Raw genomic sequence first — 18,011 nt, 5'->3', positions numbered from 1 at the left:
CCTTTACATGAAATGCCGCTGCCTCGGTAACTTCAACAACTTGTGCCATGCGTGTTCACCTTCCCTTTGTTTTCTATTATCTATCATAGCAAGGAATTTATACTTAACGCAATCATAATTACTCGTCTAATCAATTACGCCTCGGCGTAATTGCGTCCAGATTTTGAATTGTGCCCACAGGATGTGGGTATGCAGTCATTGCGACAGGACGTCGCGAACTTAGACTGCCCCAATTAACTCCCTTCAAAATCTGTGACATCCGCCGGAGGCTTTAACTTGATTCAGCAGTTGTTTGAACTCCCAAAGATTTGAATGCCTATTTAGATTCATCCCACCATTTATTGAAGTGAGGGACTTCTGCTGAAGCAAGTTAGGGGTTTTTACGCTATAATGAGAGAGATGGTACGAAAGGATGATTCAAATGGAGATCACCCCATATTACGATAAAAAAATAGCATGTCTCAATTGTAAAAAAAATTTTGTCACAACAAAAGTCCGTTCTAGATTTGTCCGAGTCACATCCCATGAAAGTGATTTTAAACCTGTCTACTCAGATCCTGAAATCAAACCACTTCTGTATAATGTTGCAGTCTGCCCACATTGCGGCTTCTCATTCACAGATGATTTCGCGCCTTATTTTGCGCCTGGAACAAAGGAAGAGATAGACAAAAAAATTACAGCACAATGGAATGGACGCTCATACGGTTCTGAGCGTGATATCGACGAAGCCATTGAAACGTACAAGCTTGCCTACCTCAGCGCCTTATTAAAAAAGGAAAAAGCACTTTCCATCGCAGGACTTACTTTACGCGTTGCTTGGTTATACCGCGACAAAGATGAGCAGCAAGAAGAACAGCGCTTTATGAAAATTGCTAGGGATTTATATATTAATTCTTATTCTGAAGGGGATTATTCAGGCACTCAAATGACTGAAACGAGAGTACTTTATATCATTGCGGAGCTTTCTTGGAAAATCAGTGATAAGGAAGAGGCGATTCGTCATTTCTCACGAGTGATTGAAGGTCAACGTAATTCGACTGAACCACAAATTATTCAAATGGCCAAGGATCGTTGGCAGGAAATTCGAGAAGTGTAATCGAAAAAGCAGGCCATAATTTGGCCCGCTTTCGTAGTATTTACTAAATCAGAATACTTGCTCCACTTCGACAACACCTGGAACTTCTTCAAGAAGAGCACGCTCAATACCTGCTTTTAATGTGATTGTTGAACTTGGGCATGTTCCGCAAGCGCCAAGAAGGCGAAGTTTCACGATGCCGTCCTCAATATCAACCAATTCACAGTCGCCGCCATCACGTAATAGGAATGGGCGTAATTTATCTAATACTTCTTGTACCGGTTCAGTCAACATTGTATCTGTCATTGTTTTTTAACTCCCCTTTCATTATACTTATTATAAACTGCAATCTAAAAAAAATCCAATAATGCGCCGAAAGGAGTTTATTCATTTGAAAAAGGATAAAGTAAGCATCGAAATTTACGGGGCAGAGATCATCTGTGCCAGCTGTGTAAATGCACCTTCCTCCAAAGACACATATGAATGGCTACAAGCTGCTATCGACAGAAAGTATCCGAATCAGCCATACGACATTCAGTATATTGATATCGACGCAGAAAATATCGCGGATGCTAAACAAAGCGCACTTGCGGAGCAAGTACGTAATGATGAATTTTTCTACCCACTGGTCATGATTGAAGACGAAATGATTGGTGAGGGTTATATTCAACTCAAACCGGTCTTTGCGGAACTTGAAAAACACGGTTTTGTAGCACAGGCTTAATAATGAAATAAACCTCTTCATGACTAATCATGAAGAGGTTTTCTTTTTTACCCATTATGCCATTTGTACATCCACAGTACGCCTGATTTTAGCAGCCTTGCAATACGTCCCGTGACAGTTCGATCTGCAAGATAGGCAAAGCCTTGTTTCTTTCCTAATGAACCGAGGAAGCCTTTTAGCTTTATTTCTGGCATCTTCTCCGGTAATGCTTCGCCACTCCATACTAAGCGCAACACTTTGACGATTTGTTCCGCCTGCTCCTCAGCTACCTGAGCACTAGGAGCGTAAGGTAGTGAAGCACAATCCCCTACGACATAAACATCGTTAAACGAAGGCAACTGATGATGCATATTAAGCACTACGCGGCCTGAACTATCTTTTTCAGTCTCAATGTTTTGAACGGATGCAACAGGACGAATACCCGCCGTCCACACAACAGCGTCGACTGGAATTGTTTCTTCATGATTATACAGCGCATTCGGCTCTACTCTTGTAATGTTAGAATTCGACACGACATCTACATTATGATCGTCAAACCACCCTTTGACATAATTACTAAGTCGCTCAGGGAAATCACGCAAAATTCGTGGGCTACGATCAAATAATTTAATGTTCAAGTCGGGTCTACTTTCACGCAATTCACTCGCTAGTTCAATGCCACTTAAACCAGCGCCGACGATTCCGATTGTAGCACCTGCTCCAAAACCAAGAATTCTCTCATGAGCAATTCTTGACTTGCCGATTGTTTGAATACTATACGTGTATTCAGCAGCTCCTGGTACATCATGATAGTTGTCCTCACAGCCAAGACCGATGACAAGCTCATCATACTTAATCTGAACGCCATCATCGAGATAGACACATTTTTCATCTGGCCTGATTTCAATAATTTCACCGCCAACCACTTTCAATCTGTCGTGGATAGGTAATGCAACGCGGACCTCAGAATCTGACACTGTCCCAGCCGCAAGCCCATAAAACTCCGTTTTCAAACTGTGGAAAGGGGTCCGATCGACAAGTGTAATTTCAATATCATCTGGAAGATCCTTCGTCAATAAACGTAGCATAATACGCATATTACCGTATCCAGCACCAAGTAGTACAAGTTTTCTCATAACTTTTCTCCTTCATAATACAATAATCCGTTACTTTCTCATTCCGATTATATCAGTTTGTGACAAGCTTCACAATGAGTCATTGTAAAGTAACTTTCTTTGTTCGAAGTAATACAGAGGAATTGACGTGTGAAGAAAAAAGGAGTAGGATTCCAAGTGAGTGAGGTGATCGCCATGAATCCAATTGTCGAATTTTGCATAAGTAATCTTGCAAATGGATCACAAGAAACTTTCGAAGCATTGGAAAAAGATCCAAATCTAGACATTCTTGAATATGGTTGTCTGAGCTATTGTACAAAATGTATGGAAACACTTTACGCAGTTGTCAATGGTGAAATTGTCGAAGCTGACACACCTGAGGAACTGACCAAACGTATCTATCAATTCATCGAGGACAATCCGCTCTTTTGAGCATTTTGGCTAACCGCCCAGTTAAGGCGGTTAGCTTTTTAATTTCTTTCAGCTCCATTCCAACAATGTTGGAAATAGATACGTCGGTTGCTGCTCTTTTAACAATACGTCCTCCGTCGATGTTACCCCACCTGCTACATGAAGCGTATCAATTCCAAAACGTATTCCAGCTTGGATATCGGTGTCATAGTTATCTCCAACCATAATCATCTCTTCCTTACGATAGCCTTTTTCCTTTTGAATGAAACCTAACATAGATGATTCTGGTTTTCCAACAAAGACAGGCACTTTCCCAGTTGCACTCTCCATCAGCTTCACAAAAGAACCATTTCCCGGAACAAGGCCTTTCTCTGTTGGAAAGGCCTGATCACTATTCGTTGCGATGAAATGAGCACCTGCTCGAATAGCAAGACAAGCGGCTGCTAGCTTTGCATACGTAATATCACGGTCAATTCCCATCACAACCACATCTGGATTGTCCTGTTTGAGCTCAATTCCTTCTTCTACTAACGCTTCCTCAAGCCCTTTTTCGCCAATCATCATGACAGACGCATCTGGATAATTCGCCTTGCAATATTTCGCTACCGCAATAGCAGACGTCATAATATGAGCAGCATCTGTTTGGATACCAAATGAAGCGAGTTTTTCTTGAAGCTGTAAGCGCGTCATAGAAGAATTATTTGTAATAAAATAAGGATTGATACCCCGCGCTTGGGCACTTGCGATGAAAGACACTGCCTCTGGAATCGGTTCAATCCCTCGGTAAACAGTTCCATCTAAATCAAGACAAATCGCTTTATATTGATCCATCTTCATTTATCCTCGGGTAAAAATGCGGATACTGGACCTAGTTCATTTTCAAGGTAATAACGGACTTTGTTTGGAAATTCTTGAAGTTCTTCTAATGTGTCATGGAGTACTTTGTTAATTTCAGTAATATCCACTTCTGTGAATTCGCGAACAATCATTTTTCTGAGGTCGATTACTTGTTTTAGTGGTGCCGCCATTTCAGGTGTTACGACACGCTCATCTTCCATAATATCAATGATATCCTCATAACTCCCAGGATCACGCATGATGAAACCGTCAATCATCGAATTACCAACGTCAATAATAGATTCAATAACAACTTGTGCGATTCGTTCTAACGCCAGTGAATGAACTTCGTCATCTGTCCAATGACTTCCATTTTCATATACCCCAAGCAAATGCTCCATATGCTCGAGTGCTTTATTAATTTGATTTCTATCTACAAAGTACACAGACTGTCCCTCCTGATTGCTATGATTAGCATTATGTATCCTTTTCTATAATACCATATCTCGCTCACTCCATAAAAAAGACTCGCATATGGACCATAGCATCCATATGCGAGCCGTGTTATTCTACTGCTTCTGTAAGCTGTAAATCTGGTTTGATACGCTCCGCTTTTCTCAAAACGAAATAAGCGCAGCCAAAATTACAATATTCATAAAGATAATCCTGCAAAGTGCCAATCTTTGTTTCATACGTTGCCTTCTGGTTCGTATCATCGAAGAAACCTTTTAAGCGAAGTTGACCGTATCCCCAGTCACCAAGTATATAGTCATATTTAAGAAGAACATCACTATAACGTGCATGAAGTGCTTCTTCATTGAAGCCATCACGATAATTCTTCACGATTTCAAACTGCCAATCATCTAACTTTATCATTCATTTCACCGCCACTTAATCGATTGCACCTTTAATCAATTACGCCGGAGGCTCAACTTGAATCAGCAGGGCTTACTGATTCAAGTTGATTGTAGCGAGCCTTCAAGCTCTATTTCACCACGACGCTGTACTTCTTTGGCTGCAGCATTGACTTGCTCATCAGCATGGTAACTCGAACGTACTAATGGGCCAGCCTGACAATGTGTAAAGCCTTTGGACATTGCAATTTTTCTTAATTCACCGAATTCCTGCGGCGAATAGTATTTCTGTACTTTTAAATGTTTTTTCGTTGGCTGCAAATACTGACCGATTGTCATAATATCTACTTTATGCGCACGCAAATCATCCATCGTTTCTAAAATTTCCTCATGCGTTTCACCAAGACCGAGCATTAAAGAAGATTTTGTAGGAATTGTTGGTTGCATTTCTTTTGCACGAAGTAGTAGTTCCAATGAACGATCATAAGTTGCCCGAGCACGAACTCTTGGCGTCAGGCGCCTTACGGTTTCTATATTATGGTTGAGTATATCAGGCTTTGCATCCATTAGACGCTTCAAATTATCATAGTCGCCCCCCATATCCGATGGTAACACTTCCACAGTGGTGAACGGGTTTTTTCGGCGTATGGCACGAATCGTTTCTGCAAAAATGGCAGATCCGCCATCCTTCTGATCATCACGCGCAACTGCTGTTACAACAGTATGCTTTAAATTCATAAGTGCAACCGAATCCGCAACGCGTTCTGGTTCTGCTATATCTAGTTCTGTTGGTAATCCTGTTTTGACTGCACAAAAGCGACAAGCGCGCGTACAAACTGCTCCAAGAATCATGAACGTTGCTGTGCGACGCTCCCCCCAACATTCGTGGATGTTCGGACAGCGGGCTTCTTCACATACGGTATTCAAATTATTCTCTCGCATCATTTTCTTGAGTTCCACATAATTATCATTCGTATTCAGCTTAATTTTTAGCCAATCTGGTTTTTTAATATGCCCGTCTCTCGTACCTTGTTCTGGTTTGCACGTCACAACGATCTACTCCATTCCTACAGTCTATCTATCCAAACTTCCTATCTGCCGGAAGCTGAAGTTCAATTGTTTCCAGCACTATTGTCAATGTATCATATATTCAGACTTCAAACAACTGCCGAACAGCGGAGGACGCCTGCTAGATGCGACAGGTAGGAAGGATGCAGTTCAATCCTTCCCTGCTGGAGGGATTGAGGATAAAGGCGCTTTTTGCCTTTATCAACAAAATCGAAGCGACCCGCGCATCTGGCGCCCAGAACTGGACAATAGAAAGAGCGGCTTCCCCTTCAATTAATGGGCCCGCCGCTCTTTTTAACTTAATTCCAGTTTCAAATGATTGTCAATGACCGCCCAGATAAGCATTTTTAATTTCTTCACTTGCCTGTAGTTCTTCCGCAGTCCCCGATAGGATAACCCTACCTGTTTCAATAACATACGCTCGATCTGCAATTGATAGGGCCATATTGGCATTCTGCTCAACGAGTAAAATCGTTGTGCCTTCCTTATTAATTTCCTTGACGACTTCGAAAATTGTTTTCACCATTAGCGGCGCTAAGCCCATAGACGGCTCATCCAATAATAACAACTTCGGTCTCGCCATAATCGCTCTGCCCATTGCTAGCATCTGTTGCTCGCCGCCCGATAACGTCCCTGCAGATTGCTTGCGACGCTCAAGCAAGCGTGGAAATATCTTATAAACCTTTTGAAAATCTTCTTGAATCCCAGCTTTATCCTTTCGTAAAAAAGCACCTAATTCAATATTTTCCTCAACACTCATATCCGCAAATACGCGTCTTCCTTCCGGCACATGAGAGATTCCTGCCTTTACTATAGCTTGAGCCTGTTTACCAGCTATTGGGGAATCTAAATAGTGAATCGAGCCCTCTTTCGGTTTCAATAAACCCGACAATGTTTTTAACAATGTACTTTTTCCTGCTCCGTTGGCACCAATTAGTGTAACAATCTCACCTTCATTTACTTCCAGCGAAACACCTTTCAGGGCATGGATACTGCCATAATAGACATTGATATCATCAATCTTCAACATGCTCATCATGAACTTCCTCCCCTAAATAAGCCTCGATTACTTTTGGATTATTACGGATTTCTTCAGGAGATCCTTCAGCAAGAAGTACACCATGATCCAATACGTAAATACGCTCACAGATTCCCATGACTAAATTCATATCATGTTCGATTAATAAAATCGTCAAATTGAATTCTTTTCGCACAAAAGCGATTAAGTCCATCAATTCTTTCGTTTCCTGCGGGTTCATACCAGCAGCCGGCTCATCTAATAGTAATAGTTGAGGTCCTGCAGCTAACGCCCTCGCAATTTCCAATCTCCGCTGCTTCCCATACGCTAAGTTCTTGGCATCTTCATCTTTATATTGATCTAACTTAAAGATTTTCAAAAATTCCATTGCTTTCTCTTCCATTTCTTTTTCACCGGAAAAGTGTGCAGGTAAGCGTAGCATTGAACTGAGTACGGAATGTTTCGCTAAAGAATGATACGCTACTTTTACATTATCCAATACCGATAATTCATTGAATAACCGAATATTTTGGAACGTTCTACTTATACCTTTGCGTGTTACCTGAAAAGGAGCCATACCATTAATGCGCTCTCCATTCAGTAAAATATCGCCTTCAGTTGGTACATAAACACCTGTTAACAAGTTAAAACTCGTTGTTTTACCCGCACCATTAGGACCAATCAATCCAACAAGCTCTCCTTGGTTGATTTCCATATTGAAATTCGCGACAGCCTTAAGTCCACCAAACTGTATACCGACATCTGTAACTTTAAGCAACGGTTCACTGGCCATGTTTTCTGCCTCCTTTCGAACCTCTCCAAAGCTTGAAATAATCGGTGATTTCCATCGTACCCATTAATCCTTTCGGACGATAAAGCATCACAATGATTAAAACAAGGCTATAAATAATCATGCGTGTTTCAGGATACCCTTGTAAGAAAGTAGAAACGATTGTCAGCAGAACCGTCGCCACAATAGCGCCTGACAAACTTCCAAGTCCACCTAACACGACATAAATTAAAATATCAATGGATTTTAAGAACCCAAAGTTAACGGGCTGAATAATATAGAAGTTATGTGCATACAATGCGCCAGCAATACCGGCAAAGAATGCACCAATCGCAAACGCTAGTACTTTATAGTACGTTGTGTTAATCCCCATAGCGTCCGCTGCAATTTCATTCTCACGAATAGAAATACACGCTCGACCATGTCGTGAATTGGTAAAGTTGACAATGATCACGATTGTTGCGAATAGGCAAATAAATGTGTAAGTCCAATTTGTTAAATGCGTGACTTGCATGCCCGCAGCCCCACCGACATATTCAATATTCAAGAAAATAATTCGGATGATTTCAGCGAAACCAAGTGTAGCAATCGCTAGATAATCTCCTCGTAACCGTAAACTTGGAATCCCAATGATTAAACCAGCAATCGTCGCCACCACACCTGCTGCCAAAATGGCAACCGGGAATGGTAAATGCAATTTCATCGTGACAATGGCCGAGACATACGCACCGACTGCTAAAAACCCAGCGTGTCCAAGTGAGAACTGACCTGTAATCCCAATAACTAAATGCAAACTGACCGCCAACATAATATTGATGGACATGAAAACAATTGTATTGATATAGAAATCATCCAAAATGCCCATCATAATGAGAAGTTGAACAATCGCATATGCCGCAATAGATGAGCTGATAAATATCCAAAACTGTTTAGACTTTTTCATAATATCCTTTCACCTACACTTTCTCACGCGTATTTTTACCAAAGATGCCTGACGGTTTGAAAATGAGTATTAAGATCAAAATGATGAATGCCGCTGCGTCTCTCCATAGTGAGAAACCGAGTGCACTAACAAACGTTTCGACAACTCCAAGCACAAGCCCGCCGACCATCGCTCCTGGAATAATACCAATTCCACCAAGAACAGCGGCAACGAATGCCTTCAAACCAGGAATAACACCCATTAACGGGTCAATCTTTGTATAATAAATACCGAAAATAACGCCTGCTGCTCCAGCTAGTGCTGAACCAATCGCAAACGTAGCTGAGATTGTGTTATCTACATTAATCCCCATCAGTTTTGCCGCTTCACTATCATAAGAAACTGCCCTCATCGCTTTTCCAATTTTTGTTTTATGTACAATAAATTGAAGTATGATCATTAGCCCGACAGAAACGGAGAGGATTAAGATTGATTGACTACTAATTTGAACGCCTAACAAATCAAATGATTTGTTAGCAAATACTGCTGGATAAGCTTCTGGCTGCGCCCCACGCATATAAATAACACCATTTTGAATCAGAAGCGATACCCCAATTGCCGTAATCAATACTGCTATTCTCGTTGCATTTCGCAATCTTTTATAAGCAATACGTTCAATGATAACACCAATGATTGCACAGCTTGTCATCGCGATGAATAATGCGGGGAAAAGTCCAAATCCCCATCCAGCTATACAAAAATAGCCGATGAAAGCCCCAATCATAAAAACTTCCCCGTGCGCAAAGTTAATGAGCTTTATAATCCCATAAACCATTGTATAGCCCAAAGCTATTAACGCATATATACTTCCGAGTGAAATACCATTTACCAGCTGTTGTAACCATTCCATGCAATTTTCACTCCTTTGTTTTCATAAAAAAGCGCACAGGTCCCCCCTTTAAAGACATCTGCGCTGTTTTTCTTTTTTCAACATATATATGTTTGATATAAAGAATTCTACAAATAACTCTTTGCGCTTAAGGAAGGATTGGATTGAATTGCATCCCTCCCCAATGCCTCCCGCAATAAGGCGCCTTCGCCCGAGATTATATAGAATCATTAGTTCAACATATACATAGAATAGTCCATAAAAAAGGAATGAGAGGAAGACCTCCCCCCCATTCCAGTTCCGAGCATTTGAATTAAGGATTTACTTTTGTTTTAAAGACTTGTTCTCCGTCTTTGTATTCAAGAATTGTAGCAGATTTGATAGGGTGATGATTTTCATCTACTGAATACAGACCCGTAACAAGTTCAAGTTCACTTGTTGCAGCTAAAGCGTCTTTAATTTTAACTGAATCTGCTCCACCAGCACGTTTAATAGCGTCAACTAGTAGGTATACTGTGTCATAGCCAAGTGCGTTAAATGAATCTGGTAATTTGCTATATTTTGCTTCGAATTTATCATTGAAATTTTGGATGATACCGTCTGGATCTTCAGCAGAATAGTGATTTGTTGTGAACGTATTGTTCAATGCCTCTGCTCCAGCTAGATCCATTAAAATTGGAGAATCCCAGCCGTCTGCACCCATTAGCGGAACTGTGATACCCATTTCACGAGCTTGTTTAACAATCAAACCAACTTCTTCATAGTAACCTGGGATGAAGATGAATTCTGCATCTGCTGCTTTAATACGTGTTAATGTTGAGCGGAAATCAGTGTCTTTCCCAACATATGATTCTTCTGATACAACTTTACCGCCCGCTGCTTCAAAATCTTTTTTGAACGAATCTGCTAGACCTTTTGAATAGTCACTCGCGTTATCCTTGTAAATAACAGCTGTTTTTACATTTAAGTCATTTGCTGCAAAGTTCGCTGCAACTGTTCCTTGGAAAGGATCAATGAATGAAGTACGGAATACAAACTCATTAACACTTCCATCGTCTTTAACCGTTACTGTCGGGCTTGTACCTGATGGAGTAATAAGCGGTACTTCATTGCCATTAGCAATTTCAGCCTGTGCAACCGTCGCGCCACTTGTCGCCGCGCCAATAATCGCTACAACTTTATCTTGTGTGACTAATTTAAGTGCTGCATTTGTTGCTTCCGCAGGGTCAGACTTATTATCCACCTTGACTAGTTCAATATCCTTGCCGTCTACGCCACCTGCTGCGTTAATTTCTTCAACAGCTAATTCAATTCCTGAAAGTTCTGATGTCCCGTATGAGGCAACTGCTCCAGACAATTCTAGGTTAACGCCGATTTTAATCGTGTCGCCACCCTTACTGCTTGAACTGTCTCCATCTGCCTTTTCCCCTGCGCCGCACCCTGCCAATAGTCCAACTGCAAGAGTTGCTGTGGCGAATATGCCTGCGAATTTTTTTAATTTCAATTGAAATCCCCCTTGTGATTTAAAATTCTAACAATTTGAAACGTAGATATTGAATCCCCCAGTGTTCCTCCTTCATAGTATTTTAAAACTAAGAATTGAGTGATTACTACTTTCAAGATTGTTTTATAATCTTATTGACTAGTATATATACCTAACTGACTATTGTCAAAACATTTTTTTGTCCAAAAATTGTTTTAATATAATAAAAGAAGCGATGAATTTTCATCGCTTTCTCGTTTCAACCTATAATTATGCGGTTAGCTTACTGTTTCTCTTCTCGCCCTTATCGTCCAAATCGTAAATAATACGATGAGAATGATAATTACAGCGGCAAGGCCAATCCACACAGAGCCTGTTGCACCTAGTACGAAATAACCTATAGTAGCGACAATAGCACTAATAAGCGCATAGGGTAATTGTGTCGTAACGTGATCCATCAAGTTACTGCCTGCACCTGTCGACGACAAGATCGTTGTATCTGATATTGGTGAACAATGATCTCCAAACACAGCCCCTGCTAGAACTGCTGCAAGTGCCGGTAATAACATTTCAGGCGCGGCGTCAATCATAATTGTCCCGGCAATCGGAAGCAATATTCCGAACGAGCCCCATGATGTCCCCGTAGCAAACGCCATCAGACTTGCCAGGATAAAGATAATAACTGGTAAAAATGCAACTGGTAGATTTGCTCTTAACACGACTTCTGATAAATAAGCACCCGTATCCAAAATAGCAATTAAATCCGTTAAGGCCCACGCAAATATCAGGATCAACACGGCAGGCATCATAGATTGTACACCGCCTATAAAGGCACGAACCATCAGCTGCATTGAAGCAGTTTCATTGGATTTCATCTGTAACCCATATAGAATTGCAGCGGCTAATGCCCCGGCGATTCCACCTGCCAGCAAGGACAGAGGCACATCCGTATTCTCAAATATTGACCATATGCTTGAGGATCCACCAATCACATAGCCTGTCCAAAGCATCATGGCAAACGTGACAACTACAAGCGACACAATTGGCGCGACTAGATCGCGTACACGACCATAAGTGTGTGCAGGGAAATCCTCTTTTAATTGACCAGGAATCCCTTTATTCGGATCAAATAATTGGCCTTCCTCTTTCGCAAGCCTTTCATGCTTCTTCATCGTGAATAAATCGATATCCGTCCATGCAAAGAAGAAAACCATTGCAAGCGTTGCAACAACGTAGAAATTCATCGGTGCCATCATGATAAATGCAGACAACGGCGAATAACTGATAGCTGCAGCCCCTCCAAATATAAGGGCCATCTGTCCAATTAAGAACGCTCCCCAGCTTGAAATGGGCGAAATCGAACAAATAGGTGCTGACGTCGAATCGATAAAATAAGCCAATTTCGCACGCGAAATTTTATGCTGATCTGTAATCGGACGAGCAATTTGTCCCACGGCTAATGCATTAAAATAATCATCTACGAAAATAGCGATTCCTAGAAGTACCGTCAGCATTTTCGCTCCTCGCCCTGTCTTAATGCGACGTTCAGCCCACTCTGCAAACGCCCTACTACCACCAGACAAACTGACGAATGCTGTAATCACTCCAAGTAAAAGAATGAATAGCATAATGTAAATATTATACGTATTCAATGCCCCTTCATCCCAGAAGGAGACAATCATTCCATTCCACAAATACTTTATGGATTCACTCGGTGAAAAGGATGCTGTCAGTACAGCGGCAGCGATAATCCCTGATCCAAGTGATAGCAATACCCGTTTTGTTGCCAATACCATTACAATGGCAATTAGTGGCGGCAAAATCGACACCCATGTTCCAATCATTCTAAAAATCCTCCATATTGTTGGGTCGAGGCCCTTCATGGGGGAATAAAAAAACCGACTCCTATCGACACTTAGAGAAGTGTAATGGGAGTCGACCTTATCTACATTGCGTTTGTTGGATAAATAAATTGGCTTATCTAACGTACGACTTGTAGCTCATCATACATCACAAAGATGCATGACAGTGTTATCCCTATTCGGAATAACCCCAGCCTGTTGGACTTGACAACCCCAACAAACTTCGGCAAAGCTTCCTTTTACACACGGTCATAGATGTCAATCTCTCGTATGCTACTCATAAGCAATGCAGCCTCTACCCAATCGGTATTTTATTAACTATACTAGCCTAACAATAAACCGTGGTACTTTCAAGTCTTTTAAAAAAGGAAAGAGAGTATTTATTTTTCAGCCGAGGATAATATCTAGAATGTAGGACCCTTATGCATTACTTATTCCTGTTTCGGAAGTTGGACTGGAATTTCGACATTAGGCGCTGCACCTCCACCACCGCTGTAAACTGGAGGAACAGTTCCCGGTATAATCCCCATTGCAACCAAAATTCTTTGCTCCACTTTACTTTCTCTCGTGGCTAATGGCACGATAATCTGAACGTTCACTGTCAAAACAACATTCACTTCGACAGATGCACTGTTGATACCAAATTCCTTAATAGTCGGTTCAATATCAGTGTGTACTTCACCAATGACATGAAAACGAATGGGGATTTTAGGTCCTAGATTCCCTAGCAAAGGAATATTAAGCGCCTGGCCAACTGGCACAAAAAAGACGATTCCTTCTTGGTTTTCCATCGCCTGTGAATCGTATTCGATATTATCGCGCACTGGTAACACGTCAAAATTACCGGCTTCTGCCTCCTTAAGATGAGTAGCAACGAGTGCGTGTATCTCTCCCACTACCCGATTGGCGGCCTCCGCATTGATCTTTATTACCCCAGTAGACTCATTTGAACTAGTAGGAAACATCTCTTCAACACTAGGAAATGTAAGGTCCTTTGATGTAATCGCTTTGTTAATGACATGCGCAGAGATAATACGCGTTTGCGCCTCTGCATATCGAACATAGATGGGTGTCAATCTCATATTAACAATGTATAGGGATAAGGCAATTGCGATTAGAAATGCTGGAATAAGGAGCGGTAGCATTCTTCGTTTCTTTTTCCTAGATTTTCGAGAAAATTGACTTTGAAATCTCAAAACGACTCCTCCTGCTGTTACAATATGCAGAAAAGGAGCCGTTTATTCAGTACAATTCAGTGCCATACCAGCCTAGCACATCTCTGATTAGTTCTGGCATACAATAGTCTTTCTTCGCCTCTTGAAGAATCGGAAAGAAAAATCCAAATGTAAACATATCCAATGTCGCTAGCGTATACGATTGTCCTTTGACGACTTCTCGATTCCCGGCATAGAGCTTGCCATGACGATTCTTGTACAATCTTTCATGAATCATTGCCCCCATTAGCGTACCACGAAAGCCCAGTCCTTTAATTTCAATCTGTGGCCATTCTTCATTCAATGATAGCTCATATACCTCTTGTAGTTCTGCCCCGTCTAATGTGATGATACATGGATTTATCGGATGTGGTAATAACGTGTGCAAGCTTTCTTTCGTTACCCAGCCCTTGTCTAAGCTACCAAGAAAAATACCTGCGTTAAACAATGCACAATCCGCCTTTGTGTACGCGATTAAGGCACGACCAAAAAAGGAAGCTAATGGACTGACTCCAAATAAGTTTTGCGGTAGAGCCGTCGGATTATAATACACTTTCTCCTGCATTGCCTGCTTACCCGATTCGATAAGTCCAGTCACCTGACTGACGTCTTCCTCGGTACGAATCAGCTGATCTGCTCTGTATAACTTCGCAGCCATCTTTACTACTTTTTTCACAGCAACATCAACGTCTACTGTCACACGACCAACATATTCTCCATATTTCCCTGTCGCGGCTAGTAGCGTATTTCCGACGAGCTTGCCCTCGTGAAACAGATGATGTGTATGCGCACCAAAAATAACGTCGATGGCAGGGCAGTCCAATGCTAATTTCTCATCTTCCTTAATCCCCAAATGCGATAGACAAACAATGACATCCGTTCGCCCTTCAATGTCCTTTACAATCCGTTGTAAATCCTCGCTAGGCGATGTCACTTCCCATCCTAGCTTTTTATAAAATGTAGTATACGCTGCTGTCGCACCGATGACGCCAATTCTCGTCCCTTGCTCTGTCACGTAAATCGTATAAGGTAAAGCCCACTCTACATGCCCTTGATCAAACAGGTTACAGACGATTACGTCGAATTCAGCTTCTCCATAAAGAGCTATAAGAGCCTCTTTCGACATCGTAATGCCTTCATTATTACCAATCGTGACCGCATCGAACCCCGCTTCATTCAACAACTGGACATTGCCTTTGCCCTGCGTCCCTTCTGTTAAAGGATGGGAACGATCGACGTGATCTCCGATATCGAATATATAACAGGCTTCACTTTTGTCACGGTGCAACTGCTTTTTCTCAAGCAATAGTCGACTGATTTGTGGCCAGTTTTCAAAATGACTATGGATATCATTCGTATGGTAGAAGTATAGCGTTTCTATTTTACTTATCGGAACTCACCCCGCTATTCCTTCAATAATCGCTCGAATCCCTAATATGAGTAGAATAATTCGTAAGGCAAAAACGAGTGTCTCTGATTTCATCTTCTGATTCAGCATTGCCCCTAATTTCGCCCCGAGATAAGCAGCTGGAACGACGGGTATTGTGTAAAGCCATGGCACATTACCAAGCGATATATGTGTAATGGAATTGACCAATGCTGATAACAGTACCATGAACATAGACGTACCTACTGCGACATGAGGCGGGAAAAGGAACAGAAGAATCATGGCAGGCACGATGATCGAACCTCCCCCAATTCCGAATAGCCCCGATGCAAAACCAACACCAAATGTTAAAAGTAACGCAAACCAAACGGGATAGCCAAAAACATATGTCTGTCCCATATTATCAGTAAATGTTCTTTTTCTACCGTGATTGACGAACCAATTGACTGGCTTTAAATATTTTCGTATGAGTAGCAGTATCGATAATAGTATAAGTAAAATGCCAAAATATAAATTGAATGATGGTAAATCAAGGCCTTTATTAACAAAAGCTCCTAAAAGGGTTCCAGGAACACTTCCCGCAAAAAAGATGAGACCACTTCTATAATCAATTGTTTTTGTCTTCATATAAGATAATGTAGACGCTAACCCCGTGAATATCATCATAATGACCGACAGGCCAACGACTGTTTGTGGTGTAATACCATCAATCAATCCAAGATTAATTCCGACAAAAAGTGTTGCTGGTACAAGGATAATGCCTCCCCCGAGTCCAACAAGTGCTCCAATAATTCCTGCTAATAGACCAATTACTACTAAGATGAGATATTCCATTACGTTTATTCTCCCTCAAAAAAGTTGAGCTGTTTGGGCGTCAGACTTTCATAGTTGATGTTGAGCATTTTTTGAAATTGCTGTGCATTTCGTGCTGCATGTCCGCCAGAATTGTTATTAAAAATGACGAATACTTCCTTCGTTTCAGCAGTTAACTTTTCGACTTCTTGTTGAATTTCTCTCAGCTCAGCATCATTGTAATTATACAAATACCTCACCTTACGCCACGCCTGATCATCACCGGTCGTATTTCGCCACCCATGGACATTACGGCCGTGGAGTCGGACGAGTACTTTATCAGAACGTGTTGTACTTGCTACAAACGGGATACTACCATCGCCGGCCTGGGGTTCATCACAAACGGAGTGAATTAGGTTTAGTTCGCGCAAAAAGTCTAATGTACTTTGCTTAAATTTTGCTAAGTACCACGACTGATGTCTGAACTCAATTGCGATATCGAAGCCTTGCAATTTATCACAAATAAAGCGAATTTCATCGACATTTTCTTTTGTACAATCAAACCATGGAGGAAACTGCACAAGGATCATGGCTAGCTTACCCGCTTCCTGTAAAGGCATAATTGATAATCGAAATAACTCATACATTTCGTCAATCGAAGTATAGGGCAGTGGTTCGCGGTTATGTCCTGTCATCCCTTGATACGCCTTCACAACAAAACGGAAATTATCTGGCGTCTCAGCAATCCATTTCCGGATGTTGCGTTCAGGCTGAATCGCATAAAAAGTAGAGTCTAGCTCAACAATCGGAAAGTGAGCACTATAATCAAGCAACTTTTCTTTTGCCTTCGAAGATGGACTATAAATGGTAGGATGGTCTCCCCAGCCAGTTAATCCAATTTGAATCATCCTTCCTATCTCCTTTCAAATGTATCTGTATTGTTATTCTAACATATGCGGGTGAAAGTGTTACGGCGAGCGCTACGTGTATTGTTAATTTTGGATTGCTTTGGATCGAACGACTTCTCTACGATTACCAAGATGTCATGATATATAGGGATGCGACTACGCCGCATCCCTATATATTTCTTCGGTAATCGTATGGTGGTCGTTCATCCGTCGCTCTCCAAAAACGTTGATACACGAAGTGCTAATGCTTTTTGGGACGAGGGAATAGAGGGCTTCTTAATTGGAGAGGGCCGCCAAAGATGAAATTTTGGCGGCCGAAGCCTTGCCCATAGTCTTTTCCATTTTTATTTTTAGGTAGTGTCATTTTCTATAAAGCTAGCTAGAAGTAAAGTAGGAAAACCTTGTACAATGTGCAAGAGTGCCCGAAATTGCATTTTCGGGCACTTACAATCTTTACAGAAAGCCATCCATTTTTTTCTTTTCGAGCCACTACATTTATCACTTAAATATTGTAGGTACGCGACAGGCAACTATTCATAACAAGACGACCGAAAAATGCGTGGCTAGAAATGACGAAGTCGTTTCTAGCCACGCTTGCTCCTAAAGGGGGAATGAACCCCAATTCCTCCTTGGTAATTATGTCTTGAATAGTTCTCCGAAAGCGAACCGAAAATGAGCTAGTG

At 41.5% G+C, this 18,011-nt stretch carries 20 protein-coding genes and 1 riboswitch; of the genes, 4 read left to right on the top strand and 16 right to left on the bottom strand.

Going from position 1 to position 18,011, the window contains the following annotated elements; translation table 11 throughout:
• Positions 1–421 precede the first annotated feature (421 nt).
• Entirely contained in the window at positions 422–1,096 is a 675-nt protein-coding gene (locus tag R2B77_RS09040) for a DUF2225 domain-containing protein (RefSeq protein ID WP_203247965.1), read from the top strand.
• Between the two features lie 48 nt (positions 1,097–1,144).
• On the opposite strand, the gene R2B77_RS09035 is transcribed toward R2B77_RS09040, so the two are convergent.
• The gene (locus R2B77_RS09035; RefSeq protein ID WP_203247966.1) at positions 1,145–1,381 is read right to left on the bottom strand and encodes a NifU family protein; all 237 of its coding nucleotides are present in this window, start codon (positions 1,379–1,381) and stop codon (positions 1,145–1,147) included.
• Between the two features lie 85 nt (positions 1,382–1,466).
• Here R2B77_RS09035 and R2B77_RS09030 point away from each other — a divergent pair, with 85 nt between their 5' ends.
• On the top strand, positions 1,467–1,799 hold the full coding sequence (locus R2B77_RS09030; protein ID WP_404830748.1) for a YuzD family protein: 333 nt from the start codon (positions 1,467–1,469) through the stop codon (positions 1,797–1,799).
• 47 nt (positions 1,800–1,846) lie between these two features.
• Here R2B77_RS09030 and R2B77_RS09025 read toward each other — a convergent pair whose 3' ends face one another.
• Positions 1,847–2,914 (bottom strand): NAD(P)/FAD-dependent oxidoreductase, encoded by a 1,068-nt coding sequence (locus R2B77_RS09025; protein WP_203247968.1) that lies wholly within the window; start codon positions 2,912–2,914, stop codon positions 1,847–1,849.
• Positions 2,915–3,088: 174 nt separating this feature from the next.
• Between R2B77_RS09025 and R2B77_RS09020 the strand changes: the two genes are divergently transcribed.
• Entirely contained in the window at positions 3,089–3,325 is a 237-nt protein-coding gene (locus R2B77_RS09020; RefSeq protein ID WP_203248105.1) for a YuzB family protein, read from the top strand.
• A gap of 48 nt (positions 3,326–3,373) precedes the next feature.
• Here R2B77_RS09020 and R2B77_RS09015 read toward each other — a convergent pair whose 3' ends face one another.
• From R2B77_RS09015 to lipA, 4 genes are all read right to left on the bottom strand, one after another.
• A complete protein-coding gene (locus tag R2B77_RS09015) occupies positions 3,374–4,135 on the bottom strand; it encodes a TIGR01457 family HAD-type hydrolase (RefSeq protein WP_203247969.1) in 762 nt (253 codons plus the stop codon).
• Positions 4,136–4,137: 2 nt separating this feature from the next.
• Positions 4,138–4,587 carry a DUF86 domain-containing protein gene (locus R2B77_RS09010; RefSeq protein ID WP_203247970.1) on the bottom strand — a complete coding sequence of 150 codons (450 nt, stop codon included), beginning with the start codon at positions 4,585–4,587 and terminating at the stop codon, positions 4,138–4,140.
• A 118-nt stretch (positions 4,588–4,705) separates the two neighbouring features.
• Positions 4,706–5,017, bottom strand: a complete 312-nt coding sequence (locus R2B77_RS09005) for a YutD family protein (protein ID WP_203247971.1) — start codon at positions 5,015–5,017, stop codon at positions 4,706–4,708.
• Between the two features lie 80 nt (positions 5,018–5,097).
• On the bottom strand, positions 5,098–6,045 hold the full coding sequence (lipA, locus tag R2B77_RS09000; protein ID WP_203247972.1) for a lipoyl synthase: 948 nt from the start codon (positions 6,043–6,045) through the stop codon (positions 5,098–5,100).
• A gap of 143 nt (positions 6,046–6,188) precedes the next feature.
• Between lipA and R2B77_RS08995 the strand changes: the two genes are divergently transcribed.
• Positions 6,189–6,392 (top strand): hypothetical protein, encoded by a 204-nt coding sequence (locus tag R2B77_RS08995; protein WP_203247973.1) that lies wholly within the window; start codon positions 6,189–6,191, stop codon positions 6,390–6,392.
• Here the strand turns inward: R2B77_RS08995 and R2B77_RS08990 are convergent.
• From R2B77_RS08990 to R2B77_RS08945, 10 genes are all read right to left on the bottom strand, one after another.
• On the bottom strand, positions 6,386–7,093 hold the full coding sequence (locus tag R2B77_RS08990; protein ID WP_203248106.1) for an ABC transporter ATP-binding protein: 708 nt from the start codon (positions 7,091–7,093) through the stop codon (positions 6,386–6,388). The genes R2B77_RS08995 and R2B77_RS08990 overlap by 7 nt on opposite strands.
• Entirely contained in the window at positions 7,080–7,874 is a 795-nt protein-coding gene (locus R2B77_RS08985; protein ID WP_203247974.1) for an ABC transporter ATP-binding protein, read from the bottom strand. The genes R2B77_RS08990 and R2B77_RS08985 overlap by 14 nt, the downstream gene beginning before the upstream one ends.
• On the bottom strand, positions 7,864–8,814 hold the full coding sequence (locus R2B77_RS08980; protein ID WP_203247975.1) for a branched-chain amino acid ABC transporter permease: 951 nt from the start codon (positions 8,812–8,814) through the stop codon (positions 7,864–7,866). Before R2B77_RS08980 ends, R2B77_RS08985 begins: the two co-directional genes overlap by 11 nt.
• Positions 8,815–8,827: 13 nt before the next feature.
• Positions 8,828–9,703, bottom strand: a complete 876-nt coding sequence (locus R2B77_RS08975) for a branched-chain amino acid ABC transporter permease (protein WP_203247976.1) — start codon at positions 9,701–9,703, stop codon at positions 8,828–8,830.
• A 292-nt stretch (positions 9,704–9,995) separates the two neighbouring features.
• Positions 9,996–11,186 carry an ABC transporter substrate-binding protein gene (locus tag R2B77_RS08970; protein WP_203247977.1) on the bottom strand — a complete coding sequence of 397 codons (1,191 nt, stop codon included), beginning with the start codon at positions 11,184–11,186 and terminating at the stop codon, positions 9,996–9,998.
• 257 nt (positions 11,187–11,443) lie between these two features.
• On the bottom strand, positions 11,444–13,009 hold the full coding sequence (locus tag R2B77_RS08965) for a Na+/H+ antiporter NhaC family protein (protein WP_203247978.1): 1,566 nt from the start codon (positions 13,007–13,009) through the stop codon (positions 11,444–11,446).
• A gap of 144 nt (positions 13,010–13,153) precedes the next feature.
• Positions 13,154–13,333: riboswitch (Lysine riboswitch) on the bottom strand.
• Between the two features lie 125 nt (positions 13,334–13,458).
• Positions 13,459–14,223, bottom strand: coding sequence for a sporulation protein YunB (gene yunB / locus R2B77_RS08960; protein ID WP_203247979.1), 765 nt, complete (start codon positions 14,221–14,223; stop codon positions 13,459–13,461).
• Positions 14,224–14,269: 46 nt separating this feature from the next.
• Positions 14,270–15,622, bottom strand: coding sequence for a bifunctional metallophosphatase/5'-nucleotidase (locus tag R2B77_RS08955; protein WP_322555680.1), 1,353 nt, complete (start codon positions 15,620–15,622; stop codon positions 14,270–14,272).
• A gap of 15 nt (positions 15,623–15,637) precedes the next feature.
• Positions 15,638–16,462 carry a sulfite exporter TauE/SafE family protein gene (locus R2B77_RS08950; protein WP_203247981.1) on the bottom strand — a complete coding sequence of 275 codons (825 nt, stop codon included), beginning with the start codon at positions 16,460–16,462 and terminating at the stop codon, positions 15,638–15,640.
• A gap of 5 nt (positions 16,463–16,467) precedes the next feature.
• On the bottom strand, positions 16,468–17,328 hold the full coding sequence (locus R2B77_RS08945) for a DUF72 domain-containing protein (protein ID WP_203247982.1): 861 nt from the start codon (positions 17,326–17,328) through the stop codon (positions 16,468–16,470).
• Positions 17,329–18,011: the final 683 nt, after the last annotated feature.

Origin of the sequence: Sporosarcina beigongshangi, assembly GCF_033485195.1 — a bacterium.
GTDB classification, from domain to species: Bacteria; Bacillota; Bacilli; order Bacillales_A; family Planococcaceae; genus Sporosarcina; species Sporosarcina beigongshangi.
Note: the sequence above shows the minus strand (reverse complement) of the source record. Positions and strands in the feature narration are given on the sequence as shown.

Coding starts and splice junctions, on each gene's coding strand:
- R2B77_RS09020 (WP_203248105.1), top strand. CDS start 3,089: ATGAATCCAATTGTCGAATTTTGCATAAGTAATCTTGCAAATGGATCA.
- R2B77_RS08980 (WP_203247975.1), bottom strand. CDS start 8,814: ATGAAAAAGTCTAAACAGTTTTGGATATTTATCAGCTCATCTATTGCG.
- R2B77_RS09015 (WP_203247969.1), bottom strand. CDS start 4,135: ATGGATCAATATAAAGCGATTTGTCTTGATTTAGATGGAACTGTTTAC.
- R2B77_RS08985 (WP_203247974.1), bottom strand. CDS start 7,874: ATGGCCAGTGAACCGTTGCTTAAAGTTACAGATGTCGGTATACAGTTT.
- R2B77_RS08965 (WP_203247978.1), bottom strand. CDS start 13,009: ATGATTGGAACATGGGTGTCGATTTTGCCGCCACTAATTGCCATTGTA.
- R2B77_RS09025 (WP_203247968.1), bottom strand. CDS start 2,914: ATGAGAAAACTTGTACTACTTGGTGCTGGATACGGTAATATGCGTATT.
- R2B77_RS08945 (WP_203247982.1), bottom strand. CDS start 17,328: ATGATTCAAATTGGATTAACTGGCTGGGGAGACCATCCTACCATTTAT.
- R2B77_RS08990 (WP_203248106.1), bottom strand. CDS start 7,093: ATGTTGAAGATTGATGATATCAATGTCTATTATGGCAGTATCCATGCC.
- R2B77_RS08950 (WP_203247981.1), bottom strand. CDS start 16,462: ATGGAATATCTCATCTTAGTAGTAATTGGTCTATTAGCAGGAATTATT.
- R2B77_RS08995 (WP_203247973.1), top strand. CDS start 6,189: ATGCGACAGGTAGGAAGGATGCAGTTCAATCCTTCCCTGCTGGAGGGA.
- R2B77_RS08975 (WP_203247976.1), bottom strand. CDS start 9,703: ATGGAATGGTTACAACAGCTGGTAAATGGTATTTCACTCGGAAGTATA.
- R2B77_RS09005 (WP_203247971.1), bottom strand. CDS start 5,017: ATGATAAAGTTAGATGATTGGCAGTTTGAAATCGTGAAGAATTATCGT.
- R2B77_RS09035 (WP_203247966.1), bottom strand. CDS start 1,381: ATGACAGATACAATGTTGACTGAACCGGTACAAGAAGTATTAGATAAA.
- R2B77_RS09040 (WP_203247965.1), top strand. CDS start 422: ATGGAGATCACCCCATATTACGATAAAAAAATAGCATGTCTCAATTGT.